Here is a 15,885-nt window from a genome sequence, read left to right as displayed (position 1 = left end):
GGGGATAACATGGCAAAGAAGTTATTTGATTATCAATTAGATGAAACCGTGGATGGCTATTTTTTGTTGAAAGATTCGGAAGTTCGCATCGCCAAGAACGGCAAGAAGTTTTTAGCCATTAATTTTCAGGATACTTCCGGCGAGATTTCCGGGAAGTTTTGGGATGCAAGCGATACAGATGTCGAAAACTTTCAGGCAGGTCGGATCGTTCATCTGAAAGGTAAACGCGAAAACTATCAGGGTAATCCGCAAATCAAAATTCAACAAATGCGGCTCACTCATAGTGGCGAACCGCAAGAAGTGCAACAATTTGTGGAACACGCACCACTAAAGACCGACACGATGGCGGATGAAATCAATCAGTTTGTCTTTGAAATTACTGAACCTAATTGGAATCGAATTGTTCGCCACATGTTAACGACATTTCATGACCGGTTCTTTAGCTATCCCGCGGCGAAGAAAAATCATCACGCGTTCGCCGGTGGCTTAGCCTATCACACGTTATCAATTTTGCGCTTAGCTAAGGCAGTTGCCGATCAGTATCCCCACGTTAACCGGGCCTTACTATACGCCGGTGCGATTTTGCACGACATGGGTAAGACGATTGAAATGTCGGGGCCGGTCTCGACGACTTATACGTTGGCAGGGAACTTGGTCGGTCACATTGTCCTGATCGATGAACAAATCGTGGAGACTTGTCAACAGTTGAAAATTGACGAGCAGTCGGAATCTGTTTTAGTCTTGCGGCATACGATTCTTGCGCACCATGGTTTGTTAGAATATGGGTCACCCGTTCGGCCTCATATTATGGAAGCTGAAATCTTACATGACTTGGACGAGTTGGACGCGTCGATTCAAATGATGCAGACTTCACTTGGACACGCAGAGCCGGGCACGTATACGGAGCGGATCTTTGCTATGGATGGTCGTAACTTTTACCGGCCAACTGGTGATCAAACGAAGGGCGAATTACCAGACGAACAAAACTAACTAAATCGATACGGTGTTTGAAAGAACTGTTGAAATCAATGATTTTAACAGTTTTTTTGTGACCTTTATTTTTGATGACGAATTCCATTGGGGTGGGTGAGACGGTGCACCATTAATTAGCGTGGGCCGTCATTAAAGATAAAATAAAAATTTTAATTGCAATTAATATCCTGACATGATAAGTTACTACGAGTGATTAGTTGTTATCGTTGACCATTGCATACGTGTTGAATTAGGGCACGTTGAGCAGTATTGGCGTGCACGATGCGCGTAATCTAGCGGCCAGACTGATTGATTAAACGATAATCCGGCAACTGTGGCACGTGACGGGACCGTCACAGAGACAAATGATTTAAAATTGCACGCATTAGGGGAGATTATCGGGATGAACGAACAAGAAGCATATGTAACGACATTTTATTGGCTCGCGGATTGTTGGTTGGAAACTAGCTATCTGGGACTTGAGGGTGAATTTGACGACGATGAAATCGATGACGCCGTCAAGTCACTACTAAATCGGATGCAAGCCGGGGCAATTTATGAGGTAACGGCGGATGATCCAATGTGGCAAGCATGGAAGCGGGCAGTTAGGGCCGTGCTTACGCCCAATGATCATGCTGAACATGAAGTTGATGAGACCGACGGAGAGGATGAATTAGTGCTGCCAGCTGGGGTACGACCAGAACGTCAATTAGAAGAAGTTCAAGCCTATGCAGCGATGAACGCGTTTTTGCAGGCACAAGATCAGGAATATCTGCAAGAAATTGGTAAACGGGCGGCCACTCAGGTCAGTGGTGCCGGGTGGCAAGTGTGGCGTGCACATCGCCAGAGCATGCATCCGGAGTTTGCCGCCCCGCTGACGTTGACTGCTGAACAATTACCAGCCGTGATGTGGGCCTTTTTCGATAAGTACCAGGATACTGAGGACTCTTTTGAGATTTTTGAATTGGTTAACCAGCTTGAACAATGGCAAAAAAGTGCTGATCGAGATTTGGACGCGCAATGGTCACAGCTTGTGGCGAAAAGTCAGATTGATCCGGCCGCAATTACGCGCATGCAGGGCTTGTCGTTAGCGATTGAGTTATTTGATCAGCTTGAGTGGGACGGTGATTTGACTGCCAAGGCAACTTTGCAGAATAAATTGATGCAACGCACGCTCGATGACACGCTCAATGATGAGACGACAGCCAACTGGGCGGATGCCTGGCAACACTGGGATTTAGCAGATCCGTTGACAACTGAACAGTGGGCCCGACGGTTTGATCCGGCGGACGACTATGAAGACGAGAGTGAAGAAGATGGCGCGGCTCGGCCAGCTTGGCAACTTGGTGCGAGTTATAGTACCGTTTTGATTGCAATGCGCTTAGTCGCTTACGGTGTACTGCGGCCTGAGAGTGTGCCTGGTATGGCAACTGTGAAGATGGCGAACCGTGCACTGGCAGCTACCGTCAGTATTGGTATCGTGTTAGTTGCTTGGCTGGTCACAGCTATTCTGATTACAATTGTAATTTGGGGATGGCGGTGGCTGCGTAAGCTGATTTTTTAGTGCAGCTGAACGGCCAACTGAATCACAATAGTGCCGATTGACTAGGCTGAAGTTTGTGAATCTAGTAGTTGAAGCTGAAAGGACGGGGTGTCAGTGGTAGTGCTTCATGATGGTTCGTAACTCGGACAGAAAGTCGGCATCTAAATGGGGCGATTGTCCTAATTGTAATGGTGCCAATGGCTGATATAACGTTGGTATGTCTGGCTTTAACGGCTGGTTATTGAAGTATTGCTGACCATGGATTTTGACGGTCGCTTTGAGCGTGCCAATCGTCATGACGGCCACGGCGGTATTTAAAAAGACGCCACCATTGAGACTAGTATATCCAGCGGAAGAACGCCCAACTAAAGTAACGTGCGGGTTACGTTTTAGCGCCATGCTGGTCACCTCCGCGGCACTCGCTGTCTGGTTACCAATAATGGCATAAATATGACGAAAGTGGGCCGCTGTTGGTTGCGAAAAGTTAAAGTCATCTTGACCAAGTCCACCAGTGATGCGGCCATGGTACATCACACGCGGCCGGTTGCGATGATGGTTCGTGATGCCGGTGTAGAGGAGGCCGTCGGGAATGATGGCGGCCAGGCCAGCAATCATCGGTGCCGAACTACCACCAGTATTGGCTGCGAAGTTTAAGATTAAATCGGTTGTCGGCTTAGTTTGTTTAATCAGGTGCTGGAGTTGTGTCCAATACTGTTTTTGTAATTGGTGCTGACTGCTGTAAAATGCTGGCACATTGATGATGGTGAGGCCGGCACTCATTGTCTTGGTCGGACGGGTGGCATGTTCGACTTGGCGGAGATTGGCGACGGCGAATGAATGTAAATTTGCAGCGCGCAGAATTTGATTGAGTTGGGTCAGTGACGTGATTTTGCGACCATGATCAGTCGCATGTAGCATGGCTTGCCATTGCGTGCGATGGTTGATAATGCCATATTTTGACATGTAGGTGATAGCCGGCATAGCGTTGAAGGACGCACGGAGCCGATTAGAAGCGGAAAGACCAAACGTTAGGACTATCGAAATTAGACCTACCAGTCCGTAACGGCATTTATTCGTTATCATGATAAGCCATCCTTACTTTTCGTGACTAGATTAGCATGTATTGGTTAGCTAAAGTGTAGGCGTGGCGTCAAAATTTCGCAACGAAAAGCATATCTTAACTGGTGCGTCTTTGAAATAATGGTTACTGTTAAAATACCCATCTACATTGGCCGTCTTAACGGCTAAGCAGATGGGTATTTGTTGTATCATGAAATTGTTGACGATTGTGCCAGATCGGCTTCTAACTGGGTTAAGAAGATCGTCACCAAGTCTTTTTCCACCTGGTTCAGTGAATGCTCGGCTGGAAAGGCAATGAAATAATTCAGGGACATTAACGCTTGGGGCAAAGGTAAGATGTTATAGCGTTCTGGATCAGGCTGGGTATGCACACTGTCTGGTAAAAAGGTAATACTCAGTCCAGCAGTGGCTAGTTTGGTGATGGTGGCGGTATTCGTGCTCTCAATTACGATATTCGGTGTCACGTTGTGCTTTTGTAATAAGTAGTCAACTTGGCGTCGAATCGATGACCCGTGGGGAGACAAGACTAGAGGCGCTTGTAGCAGGTCGTTAAGGGGTAGCGCTCCCGGATTAATGAAGGCCTGATGGGGTTGGTACCAGTTGACGGTGTTCGGGATAATCGCGTAGTACCCGTCCCGACCGCGGTCATAACTTTCAAGCCCCGGCGCGATGGTTTCCGGATTTTGACCAATTAAGAAGTCCAGCTCACCGTGGAGCACGCGCTGTTCGTTGCGACTAGCGATATCTTCGGTTAATTCGATCTTAGTGGCCGGGTGGGCTTTCAAAAAAGCAGGTAAGAATAGGGGCAATAAGTAATAGCCGAGGCTAGATAAGACGCCCAGCCGAATTACTTGCTGGTTGGCATGTGTGTATTGCCTAATTTGCTTATTAAAGTAATCCTTCTCGTTTTCGAGCGCCGTCAAATATTGATAATAAGTCCGCCCAGCCGTGGTCAGTCGCAGTGGCGTGACTTCACGATTGATGATGGTGACGCCCAATTCTTTTTCAACATTGCGGATGCTTTGGGTGAGGTAAGGTTGTGAAATGTAGAGATCTTTAGCCGCCCGGGTAAAATTGCCGTGCTTGAGCAACACATCTAAAAACCGTCGCATTTCGCTAGAATCTGATTTTGGCATAAAGCGCCTTCCTCTCGCATTGTGATTAGGTGAGTATTCGTTTGATTGCTGATTTGGTCATGTTGAGTTAGTTGCATCGCCATAAGGACGTTCAAAACATGTTCAATAAGTTCTGTCAACATCCTGGCGATAGTGGCTAAATAGCATTATGACCAACCATTTTAACATGATTAATTTTAACGCGAATCGTCGACATAGTAAATTTGTTATCGGGGTATAGATAAATAAATATTTCACAAGCGGAGCGCTTTCACGTACACTAATCAGTATTAAGAGTGGCCAATCATTCAATAGCTACTCGTCGAAAACGACTGTTTAAATCATCCTGAAAGGATCTGAAATTATGAAATTTGTTGGGATTGTTGGGACGAATGCAACCAAATCGACCAACCGGCAGTTACTGCAATATATGCAACGGCATTTTCAGCAACAAGCCACGATTGAAATTTGTGAAATAAAAGATTTACCGGCTTTTAATGAACCGGAAGACCGAACAGCACCAGTAGCAATTCAACAGCTCAGTGATAAGATCACCGCAGCAGATGGCGTGATCTTTGCCACGCCGGAGTATGATCATTCAATTCCGGCCGTACTAAAAAGTGCAATCGAATGGCTGTCATATACCACGCGGCCGTTAATTAATAAACCAGTTATGATTGTTGGGGCCTCGAACGGCTCACTGGGAACCTCACGCGCTCAAGCGCACTTACGCCAGATTTTAGAGGCGCCGGAATTAAAAGCACTGGTGATGCCAAATATTGAATACTTACTAGGCCGTTCACTACAAGCTTTTGATGATCAGGGCGACCTGACTTATCCGGATAAAGTTCAGGAATTAGACAATGCGTTTGGCGAATTCATTGATTTTGTAGATTTAACGAATAAAATCATGCCGTCGAGTCAGTTTTTCGAAAAGAGTAAGCAGTTCTCGTGGCGGCAAGTGACTGGGGAGGAATAAACATGAAATTTGTTGGAATTGTTGGAACGAATGCTCAGCATTCGTACAATCGGATGTTGCTGGAATTTATGCAACGACATTTTGCGACACAAGCCGAAATCGAAATTTTAGAATTGACTGATGTCCCGATGTTTGATGAATCGAATGATCAAACTGACAGTACCATCATTCAAAACTTTGCCACTAAAATTGCGGCGGCTGACGGGGTTATCATTGCCTCACCGGAACACAATCATTCCGTGCCTTCCGCGTTGAAAAGCATTATTGAATGGTTATCATTCAAAATTCACCCATTAGATGGTCAAGCAGTAATGATTGTTGGGGCTTCATACAGTGTCCAAGGATCGTCACGCGCGCAACTACACCTGCGCCAGATTTTAGACGCTCCCGGTGTTAACGCCAGTGTCATGCCCGGTTCAGAATTCTTATTAGGTCGTGCCCAAACGGCTTTTGACGATCAAGGTAATTTAAAGGTGCAAGGGACGGTTGATTTTCTGGACAGTTGTTTTGCAAAGTTTCAGAAGTTTGCGACCATCGTCGCCGAGATGCGGGCACCAGAAGCGCTTAGCTTTGCCCCGGGTACTTATCAGGTGACGGCCACTGGACATAATGGCGAATTGCCAATGCGAGTGACCCTCTCCGCTGACCGGATTGAAAATATTGAAATTGATACCAGTAGTGAAACGCAGGGGATTGCCGATGTGGCTTTTGAACGCATTCCCAAGGAGATTATTGCGGGTCAAACGCTCGCTGTTGATGCGATTTCCGGGGCTTCAATTACCAGTCATGGTGTTATCGATGGGGTCGCTCGTGCGGTCAAAGAAGCTGGTGCCAATCCTGATGATTTGAAGAAACGGCGTGCGACTAAGCAGGTCGCTCAACCTGCTGTCAAAGAAGTGACGACTGATGTCGTAGTGGTTGGTGCTGGTGGGGCTGGTATGACGGCAGCGGCCAAAGTGTTACAGGCTGGTCATCAAGCCGTTGTCCTAGAAAAATACCCAGCTGTCGGTGGTAATACCGTTCGCGCTGGGGGGCCCATGAATGCGGCTGATCCGGATTGGCAACGACAGTTTGTAGCTTTGCCAGGTGAAAAGCAAACGTTGAAGGATCTGAGTGAGCGTGATGAAAGTACAATTGCACCTGAATATCGGGCTGATTTCCGTAAATTGAAACAGCAGATTGACGCATACCTGACTGCCAATACCAATCAAAAGGGCACCTTATTTGATTCAACCTTGTTACATCGGATTCAAACTTATTTAGGTGGTCAACGGACTGATTTGAACGGTCAAGAGATTCACGGTCAGTATGATTTGGTAAAAGAATTGACGGATAACGCCCTGGATTCAGTCAAGTGGTTACAATCGATTGGTGTGAAATTTGATGAAAGCCAAGTGACAATGCCAGTTGGAGCCATCTGGCGGCGCGGGCATAAGCCAATGGGCGATCTAGGGTTTGCTTACATCAAGACTTTACGGGCCTTTGTTGAACAACAGGGTGGTACGATTATGACGGAAACGCCGGTAAAAGAATTACTGGTGACAGATGGGCAAGTTCGTGGCGTCATTGCGACTAATGCGGCTCATGAAAAAGTTATTGTCCATGCTGATGCGGTGATTTTAGCTTCTGGTGGTTTCGCAGCGAATACTAAAATGTTACAAAAGTACAATACGTACTGGACGGCCATCGACGATGATGTCAAGACGACTAATTCCCCCGCAATGACTGGTGATGGAATTCGGCTAGGGACTAGTGTTGGTGCAGCATTAGTTGGGATGGGCTTCTCACAAATGATGCCGGTATCTGATCCGGAGACCGGCGAATTATTCAGTGGGCTCCAAGTGCCACCGGCAAACTTTGTGATGGTAAACCAGCAAGGAAAACGGTTCGTCAATGAGTACGGCAGTCGTGATGAGTTAACTCAGGCGGCCATTGATAATGGGAGTCTCTTCTATCTAATTGCCGATGATGAAATTAAAAAGACGGCTTACAACACGACACAAGCTAAAATTGACCAGCAGGTGGCGAATGGGACCTTGTTCCGTGCTGATACTTTGACAGATTTAGCGCAACAAATTGGCATGGACCCGGCAGCCCTGACCAAGACGATTGCGGATTACAATCGTTACGTTGATGCCGGCGAGGATCCTGAATTTCATAAGACGGCCTTTGATTTGAAAGTTGCCGTGGCACCATTTTACGCAACGCCGCGTAAACCAGCAACCCACCACACGATGGGGGGCTTGAAGATTGATCCGGATGCTCACGTTTTAAATACGGACGGTCAGATTATCGACGGGCTATACGCGGCGGGAGAAGTAGCCGGTGGAATTCACGCGGGTAACCGGCTAGGTGGTAACTCGCTTAGTGATATCTTTACGTTCGGTCGAATCGCGGCGGCTCATGCTGTTGCTGAGCACGTTGATCCGGTGACGGCCTAAGGCAATTATTAAGTCGCTACGTTGGTTGAGTCGTGTTAGTGTATAATCGACCGTAGAGAGAAGCAGATCGACAAGGGAGATTATCACATGCAAAAACCAATGCCAGTCGCGGTGACGAACATTGCGGACAATATTACGCACCAACCAGCTTATATGACGATTGTTTTAAATGATCACAAGTATTCGACCGCGCGCAAAAAGACGCCGTTTATCTTGAAAGCGTTGAATGAGGGCGCGGCTGCTCATGGGCGTTTGACGATCACGCCTAGTCGGCTGAGTTTGGCCGATGAGCGCGGCACAGTCTTTCAAACCTTGGCGCCAATACCCACAGTCATCACGGACGTCGAGCTGGGATTGTATCGCTCAATCGTGCGGCAACTTGGTAATGGCGTACGAATGAAGGCCCGTTACACATTGGCGGTGACGTTGACCAGCGATACCGCTACTTATCAGATGTTAAATACCGATTTGTCAGTGTTGAAACCGCTGTTGGCTTGGATCACCGACTTTCATCTTCACTTAACCGATTCGTTACAATTGGCAACCAGTGACATAGACTGGCCCAATTTGACGGCTGATCAATTTGAAGCATTGACAAAGGGCACCCCGTACTTTGCTTGGCAACAGACGATTGGGGCCCACTGGTAAGTAAAATTAAGAACTACAAAATATGAAGCCAGACTTTCGATAATAGTCGAAAGTCTGGCTTCGTTTTTTATTATAAAATTTCACCGATAAAGTCGCCTTTAGGTAATTGTTGGAAGTCGTAAGTTTCAAAATCACTCACTTGTTTGGTATACCAGTGTAAGCTTTCGGTAATCATCAGGTTGACGGCCTCATCTTTTTCCTGCAAGGCGATGATGGGCAAGTCGCGCATGGTAGCCACACCTAGCTCGTAGGCGGTACCAGAATCTAAGTTTTTGGCTTCAAAGTCTAAGACAGTCACGATGACTTGCGCGGCCGCAATTTGGGCCATGTCACGGTGGAAAATTTCGGTCGCCCAAGTTTTGGTGAACTGTTCGGCTTGAGCGTCCTGGTGTAGACGTGGTGAATAAAAATCCGTGACCGTTGGATTTTTTGCTAAAGCTTCCTCAAGTTGTGTGACCCGCGTCACTTGTTCGGGACTGAAAAACGGACTAGCAATATAAATTTGTGCCATGAAGATACTCCTTAAAGTTAATTTAGTAAAAAGACTAATGGCTTAATTTTAGAGATTTTGGGGGTCAACGTCAATTTGTTTTTAACTACTAGCTTGTGGCCACAGATCAATCCGGTCAAGTTCCGAAGGCAGTAACGTTACCACAAACGAGCGAGAATCACCAGAGCTTGCTCATTGCAATACTTGGACTTGCCTTATTGTTGTTGATGCTTGTATGGTTACCAGCTAAATAAGTTATTGTTTGACTGAAATTAGAATGCAATGGATTTAGAGTTATACAGTGGGGTTTCAGAAATTATGAAGGCCCATTTTTGTGAGCTTAAATGAATTGTTGTGGTTAATAATAAGTCCGTCACTTAATCTTAAATAAACCGGTTTTGAAGATTCGGTTGGAATTCTGAATGGTTCGTAACACAAGGTTATTTCCGCATTTTCTTTGTACCGGTTCGTAATAATGGGTGGTACTAGCACGGGGGTTAAGTTCGGATAATTTGTTAATGGTTGGTACCGAAATCGTTGCTTTGTTTGAATTGCGAGGAAGATATTGGTACTATCAATTTGAACTATTGAGCTGTGTGACCACTGACAGTTGCCTAGGTCAATGGTTGGATGATTGAGATAAATAATTACAGTAATAGTCGTAAGCTTGCCTTTGAGGATTGTGGGTGTCAGGCATTAATGATTATAAAATTAGTCGTGGATAGTTGTGGGGGCAGATATTCTGCGTTATTAATGATACCGGAATGTTTTTCGTTAAGTGTCTAATTTGGGCCACAATCGAATGGCGCTAATGATACCGAAAGTTGCAATTATAATTGTTATTTCGTAAAACTATTTGAGTCATATTGGGGGAATTAGCATGCAAAATCCACGGTTAACCATTATTGTGCCTTGCTACAATGAAGAAGCGGTGTTACCTAAGTCTGCACACATCTTGGATGGTATCTTGACGGATCTGATCCAACACAAACAGGTCAATGCGGCAAGTAAGTTATTATTTGTTGACGATGGTAGTCAAGATAAGACTTGGAAACTGATTAAGTCGTTGGAAAAACAGTACTCAACCGTGACGGGTCTTAAGTTTAGTCGTAATTTTGGTCATCAAAACGCGTTGATGGCTGGGATGCAGGTCGCCAGTCCGACTGCTGAAATAGTCATTACGATTGATGCTGATTTGCAAGATGACCCACAGGTGATCCCAGAAATGGTGGCACGCTATCGTGCTGGTAGTGATATTGTATTAGGTGTCCGCAATGATCGAAGTAGTGATTCACTTTTCAAACGATGGACCGCGGACGGCTTTTATCGGCTAATGAAGCGTATTGGTGTGCAATTAGTACCTAATCATGCCGATTTCCGTTTGCTAAGTCAACGGGCAGTTCAGGCACTGTTAACCTATGAGGAAACCAATTTATTCTTGCGTGGAATCGTACCACGACTAGGTTTTCCAACAACTAAACTTTATTATCATCGCCAACCACGTTTTGCGGGTGTTTCAAAGTATCCATTACGTAAGATGGTGGCTTTTGCTTTTGATGGGATCACGTCATTTTCAATCGCACCGATTAAAGTAATTTTATTGTTCGGTATGGTGATTAGTGGCGGTAGTTTGATGATGATGCTATATGCGCTAATACAAGGATTACTAGGGACCGCAACGAGTGGCTGGTCCTCACTCATGACAAGTCTATGGTTTTTAGGTGGGATGCAATTGATTGGTATTAGTATTGTTGGCGAGTATGTAGGAAAAATTTTTGCGGAAGTCAAGCACCGGCCCCGCTATATTATTGAAACGGATGATTATACGGCAACTCAACAGCCAGCTATTGTGAATTCGCAACGGGTGCACGGATGAAGGCCGTGGTTAAGAGCGTCAATTGGCTGGCGGCCGCGGTATTGGTCGTCGCAGTTGGCATGGCGTGGTTGCAACCGATTCACTTCTTCGGCAACCCGGACTGGGCGTCACCGGTCGTTCAATTAGCCATGGTTCTGGGATTATTGGTCATGACGATGGCTGGCCGGCAGGTGCTCAAACAGTTATCATCTCGTCAGTATCGTTGGCTGTTGATTGGGCTGGTCGGCTTAATCGCCATCGTGCAAATATTGATTGCCACTAGTTTTGTTGACGTGGCGCGGGCCGACCCGTTTTTCGTTCGGCAGCAGGCACTGTTATTAGCGCAGGGTAGCCATCATTGGCAACATTATTTTATGATTTATCCCAATAATGTGAATTTTACGTTATTAGTTGCGAATCTGCTCAAGCCATTATTGAAACTGACGCAGACGCCCTGGGTATTATTAAATGTCATCCGATTTATCTGGATCGATACCGGACTAATCAGTGGGTTATATTTACTAAACCGTTGGCGTTACTGGCAACCGGGGGCGGTCTCATTTAGTTTGTTGTGGCTCGTCAGTGTTCCCGTGGCCGCATTTGGACTATTTGCATATACGGACGCCCTCGTTTTGCCACTACTTCCAGACAGCTTGGCCTTGCTCACACTCGGACTAAGCTTAACCGGCTGGCGTCGTTGGGGCGTTTTGATTGGTGATGGGTTATTGGTGGCCGTGGGCGTGGTGATGAAGACTAATCTCATTGTGCTCTGGCTCACTCTCGTATTGATGGGGATCATCTTGTGGTGGCAACGACAATTCAGTGGTCGGCAAATGTTAGGCTGGCTCGTTAGTTTAGTGATGACACTCGGGGTGATGTTTGCGGTGATGCGAACTGCCCAACAGCAAGCGGGTTATACGCGCCAAGCTGATGCCGCCTTACCGGCAACCAGCTGGATTGCGATGAGCTTGAACCCCCAAAGCTCGGGTGAGTACCGACATGGCGATTTTGCGCGCGTTAATCAGATGCCAACTGCGGCGGCCAAGCGCCAACAGACCCAGCAAATAATTCAGCAGCGGTTACATCAGATGGGCGTTACGGGGACCCTCGTACATTTACTCAAAAAGATGCGGGTCTTCTGGGCGACTGGCGATTTTGATAGCTTTAAGTTGACCACCCAGTGGATTCGTGCGCCCCGCTGGTATTTGAATCATCAACGCCAGCTTCAATTTTGGCTGGTTCTAATGACGCAAACGATTTACCTGACGATGCTGGTGCAAGCAATCGTGACTTTGATGAAGCGGCGCGAGTGGGCCGTGACGTTCGTCGCCCTGGCAATTCTCGGTTTAACGGCTTTTCATGTCGGACTTTGGGAAGTAGAAGGGCGCTATGCGTTGCCGCTATTACCGGGATTGATGCTCCTCAGTATTGTGGGTGGTCGTGAGTTGCCGGTGTGGCACCTTAACCGAGTAATGCGGCGCCAACTGACGTGGTTGGTCGTCGTATTGGCGGCAATCAGTGTGGTTAGTTTGTGGCAGACGAGTCAGGCGACGCGGATTACTGATGTGGTACGTGGCAATCAGGGAAATGGGCGTTATGTTGTGTCCACGGTTCAAAAAATTGGACCGGGTCACGCTGTTACAACGCCGTTAGCCGTTAGTGGTAAAAGTAATGTTTTACGGTTGAAGCCAGTTGCGACGCATGGGCGCGTAACAATTACCTTGACTAAGGGGGCGCATGTTGTCAAACGGTGGCGGGGCTCGGCCAATGAGCTGACCACTTTGAATTATCCGTTGACAGCGGCGGGCAACCTGCGATTAGCGATTAAAAACATTGGTCAGACGCCCGTCCGGTATGGTGTGATGGCGACCAACTACAGCCCGTTAACAGGCCGGGTGACGGCTAAGCGGCACGCGTACTTACAAGTCGTGATAAAACAGCAGTTTATTAAGCCGCACGCGTTAACAACGGGTGCCGCCAGTCTAGCAGTTGTCGGCTGTGTGGCGCTGGCGACCATTTTGGCGTTAGGTCGGTTACGGCCAGAAACTGAATAATAAAACTTGAAGCGAAAGTCTTAATAACTGGTGTTGCCAGTGTTGGGACTTTTATTTGTGGTTAAACGAAATATAATAGCCGTTAATTTGGGTGACTTATCAAGGTGAGGTGAATTCAAATGGTTCAAATTATTGCGCATACTTTAGTGACTGCCGGGCACGACGTTTTAATTTTAAAACGCAATCAGTTTGAGCGTGGGCGGCCGAATGTTGATGCCAGCTATTGGGATCTGCCCGGTGGGAGTGCATTAGCTAATGAATGACCGCAAGTAGCGGCCAAACGCGAGTGTTGGGAAGAGACAGGCTTGAAAGTTCAAACTGAGCGCGTTATTTGGGAAGATGCCACCTTTGACAAGGCTAAAAATCAGGTGTACACGCGTTTAGTGTATAGCACACAGGCATTCGTTACTAGACCGGCAATCAACTTAGAACTTACTGAACATATGGCCTTTCTTTGGATGAAACCTGAATTAATTTTGACTAATATAAGAATTGTGTCCTATCTAAAACCGATATTAACGCGACTGGTTTAGCAGTTACGGCGACCATTAAAACAACAATCGGACTGCCTAGCAGAATAGCTTGGCAGTCCGATTGTTTTGATTGACACGATTCTAATGGTGGCGATATCGTTGACGCCAAAGAATGAAGCTAAGTCCACTTATGATTGAAATCAGTAGTCCGCCCAGCAATCCCGGGACGTGGTAAGTTAGCTGAATCTGATTCTTACCGGGCTGAATCGGTAGGGCTAACATCCCACCAATGACCGTTTTAGGAGTAACTTTGACGCCGTTGACCGTGGCGCGCCACCCCTTGTCGGCTGGAATAGCAACGTAGAGCCACTTTTGCTTGGAGCGATTGGTGACTTGACCACTGACCACGGTATGAATGCCCGAGACGTGGTAAGTCGGTGTAAAACGCGTGGATAGCAGTTGCTGTTTGACTTGGTTGAACCGGGCTTGATCCAGGCTGGCGATGTGGACATGGGTGCCAAGCGTTGGTTGGGTACGTTTGACCGTTAACGTGACGACAGCGCCTTTGTCAAAATAACCTAGCGATCGGAGCACTAACTCACCGTTGGCATTAAACTTAGTCGGGACTAAGTGACCGTTGACCCGCATCGTGGTGTATTTTGTTTGACGAGTCGTGTCGTTATAATACAGCGTCCCGGTGCGTGTCATCCTTAATTTAACCGTATGCAAATACGGATAGCGTTTGGCCTGTGAATCTTGGATGACGTGATCTGAGAGCGTCGTGGCGTTGCCAAAATAGGCGCGTTTCGATGGCCGCAAACTTTGTAAGAGGCGTTCTTGATTGATAATGGCACTATTCTGACGAAGCTTTAACTGTCTAAATGCTGTTGGCACGGCAAACCCTAACCCGTTTTGACTACGGAGCCGCGTTGTCGCTTGACCCACGGCGTTTAATTGCACAGCGCATTTTACATCTAAGAGTAAATCAGTGACCGGATTTAGGCCTTCTGAACTGACACGCCGGGCGTTTTTAGAAAATAGCCCAAGTGACTTCAACATGAGACGTGTTTGGTTCGCAAAAGTTGAACTGTAGTAGGTAATATCGTGAAAGTTAAATAACATCGGGTCGTTGTAATTACGATACTTGCTATCATAATTGTAGGCCTGATTGATTAGCGTATTTTGATTTTCAACGCGGTATAATTGACCATCAGGATCGTTGACGGCTTGCATTTGGCGGTATTCGGTTCGATAGGCAGTTACAAATTTAGCCTGATTCCCTAGTGGTGACTTCGCCATCATGAGGGTACTGTTAGTCCCTAATTCTAAGGCGACGATACCTGCCAAGCTGAGCGTTTGCCACCGCTTCGCCGTTGCGAATAAGGCAATTGCGGTTAAGATGACAGCGACTAAGCTGAGCGCCAGCGTTGAAGTTGTTAAGGGGTGCTTAGCAGTTCGTTGGGCAAACCAGCCTAATATCAGCGCACTGACCATGAGTGTCGGTAACAACCATTGCCAGCGCAAGGCGATCCGCCGGGGGCCTGCTAACCAGGCTTCAAAAGCGATCATGATCAAGACAAAGCTAAAGAAAAAAGCATTGCGGTATGGAAAGCCAGCGGGCGTTTGAAACATGTGCCAAATCGTATCTAAGGTACGAATGTCCATACTCAAGAAGAGTGCAAGTAATAGTCCGAAGCTATGCCATTTGTGAGCTTTAGTCAAGTTGGGCTGCACCCAGAAACTTAGGGCCAGCAAGACGACCAGACTACTGCTGAAGACGGTTGGTGCGTGTACGAGCCGAGTCGTAAAATTGGCGGCACCTAAGCCAAATTGACTCAAAACAGCTAAACCGAATTGTGGGACCGGTAAGTAGCTCGATAATTTGACCGCAGATTTAGCCGTGGTCAGCATGCCTAAACCAGTGGGGATCAGGACAAACATCGTGCTTAACCCACTGAGTAGCATGGTGACCACGACGTGCCGAATTAACGAAAATTGATGACGAACAGTTTGCCAAAGACTGTCCTGAGGGCGTTTGCGTTCAAATAGTTGATAAATAAAATAGTAAATCACAAATAGGCAAGTCATATAGCCTAAGTAGTAATTGGTGACGATACTGACCCATAACCAGCCGAAAAAGCGCCCGGGATGACTAGGGACTGTCTGAAAACTAAAAATTCAGGTATAATCTGAGGAAAAACGAATCGAGGCATTCCGATGACAACACCTAAACGA

General features: G+C 46.8%; 12 protein-coding genes and 2 pseudogenes. 10 read left to right on the top strand and 4 right to left on the bottom strand.

What is annotated here, in order from left to right; genetic code table 11:
- Nucleotides 1-9: 9 nt before the first annotated feature.
- Nucleotides 10-990: a 3'-5' exoribonuclease YhaM family protein gene (locus ACOV1R_RS12235; protein ID WP_003643103.1), complete on the top strand. Its 981-nt coding sequence runs from the start codon at nt 10-12 to the stop codon at nt 988-990.
- A 316-nt stretch (nt 991-1,306) separates the two neighbouring features.
- Nucleotides 1,307-2,536: a hypothetical protein gene (locus ACOV1R_RS12230; protein WP_128485047.1), complete on the top strand. Its 1,230-nt coding sequence runs from the start codon at nt 1,307-1,309 to the stop codon at nt 2,534-2,536.
- Nucleotides 2,537-2,626: 90 nt separating this feature from the next.
- Here the strand turns inward: ACOV1R_RS12230 and ACOV1R_RS12225 are convergent, their stop codons facing one another.
- Both ACOV1R_RS12225 and ACOV1R_RS12220 read right to left on the bottom strand, forming a co-directional pair.
- Nucleotides 2,627-3,598, bottom strand: a complete 972-nt coding sequence (locus tag ACOV1R_RS12225) for a S41 family peptidase (RefSeq protein WP_217203282.1) — start codon at nt 3,596-3,598, stop codon at nt 2,627-2,629.
- A 185-nt stretch (nt 3,599-3,783) separates the two neighbouring features.
- Nucleotides 3,784-4,731, bottom strand: coding sequence for a LysR family transcriptional regulator (locus tag ACOV1R_RS12220; protein WP_217203284.1), 948 nt, complete (start codon nt 4,729-4,731; stop codon nt 3,784-3,786).
- Between the two features lie 343 nt (nt 4,732-5,074).
- Here ACOV1R_RS12220 and ACOV1R_RS12215 point away from each other — a divergent pair, with 343 nt between their 5' ends.
- The 3 genes from ACOV1R_RS12215 (at nt 5,075) to ACOV1R_RS12205 (ending at nt 8,778) form a co-directional block, all read left to right on the top strand.
- A complete protein-coding gene (locus ACOV1R_RS12215; protein ID WP_003643097.1) occupies nt 5,075-5,689 on the top strand; it encodes an NADPH-dependent FMN reductase in 615 nt (204 codons plus the stop codon).
- Between the two features lie 2 nt (nt 5,690-5,691).
- Nucleotides 5,692-8,130, top strand: coding sequence for a flavocytochrome c (locus ACOV1R_RS12210; protein WP_015380220.1), 2,439 nt, complete (start codon nt 5,692-5,694; stop codon nt 8,128-8,130).
- A gap of 87 nt (nt 8,131-8,217) precedes the next feature.
- Nucleotides 8,218-8,778, top strand: a complete 561-nt coding sequence (locus ACOV1R_RS12205) for a hypothetical protein (protein ID WP_003643095.1) — start codon at nt 8,218-8,220, stop codon at nt 8,776-8,778.
- 70 nt (nt 8,779-8,848) lie between these two features.
- Here the strand turns inward: ACOV1R_RS12205 and ACOV1R_RS12200 are convergent, their stop codons facing one another.
- Nucleotides 8,849-9,289, bottom strand: a complete 441-nt coding sequence (locus tag ACOV1R_RS12200) for a nucleoside 2-deoxyribosyltransferase (RefSeq protein ID WP_003643094.1) — start codon at nt 9,287-9,289, stop codon at nt 8,849-8,851.
- Between the two features lie 95 nt (nt 9,290-9,384).
- Between ACOV1R_RS12200 and ACOV1R_RS12195 the strand changes: the two genes are divergently transcribed.
- The 5 genes and pseudogenes from ACOV1R_RS12195 to ACOV1R_RS12175 all read left to right on the top strand — a co-directional run.
- Nucleotides 9,385-9,522 carry an LPXTG cell wall anchor domain-containing protein gene (locus ACOV1R_RS12195; RefSeq protein ID WP_128485046.1) on the top strand — a complete coding sequence of 46 codons (138 nt, stop codon included), beginning with the start codon at nt 9,385-9,387 and terminating at the stop codon, nt 9,520-9,522.
- Between the two features lie 626 nt (nt 9,523-10,148).
- Nucleotides 10,149-11,144: a glycosyltransferase family 2 protein gene (locus tag ACOV1R_RS12190; RefSeq protein WP_003645220.1), complete on the top strand. Its 996-nt coding sequence runs from the start codon at nt 10,149-10,151 to the stop codon at nt 11,142-11,144.
- Nucleotides 11,141-13,177, top strand: coding sequence for a hypothetical protein (locus tag ACOV1R_RS12185; RefSeq protein ID WP_015380223.1), 2,037 nt, complete (start codon nt 11,141-11,143; stop codon nt 13,175-13,177). Before ACOV1R_RS12190 ends, ACOV1R_RS12185 begins: the two co-directional genes overlap by 4 nt.
- 119 nt (nt 13,178-13,296) lie before the next feature.
- Nucleotides 13,297-13,440 carry a hypothetical protein gene (locus ACOV1R_RS12180; RefSeq protein WP_003645216.1) on the top strand — a complete coding sequence of 48 codons (144 nt, stop codon included), beginning with the start codon at nt 13,297-13,299 and terminating at the stop codon, nt 13,438-13,440.
- Between the two features lie 12 nt (nt 13,441-13,452).
- Nucleotides 13,453-13,710, top strand: a pseudogene (locus ACOV1R_RS12175) (NUDIX hydrolase); the annotation flags it as partial.
- Nucleotides 13,711-13,791: 81 nt separating this feature from the next.
- Here the strand turns inward: ACOV1R_RS12175 and ACOV1R_RS12170 are convergent.
- Nucleotides 13,792-15,804: pseudogene (locus ACOV1R_RS12170) on the bottom strand (YfhO family protein); the annotation flags it as partial.
- Nucleotides 15,805-15,885: the final 81 nt, after the last annotated feature.

Source organism: Lactiplantibacillus sp. YT640, assembly GCF_049745435.1.
GTDB lineage: Bacteria > Bacillota > Bacilli > Lactobacillales > Lactobacillaceae > Lactiplantibacillus > Lactiplantibacillus plantarum.
The sequence above is the reverse complement of the archived record's forward strand: the minus strand, read 5'-3'. Positions and strand labels throughout refer to the sequence as shown.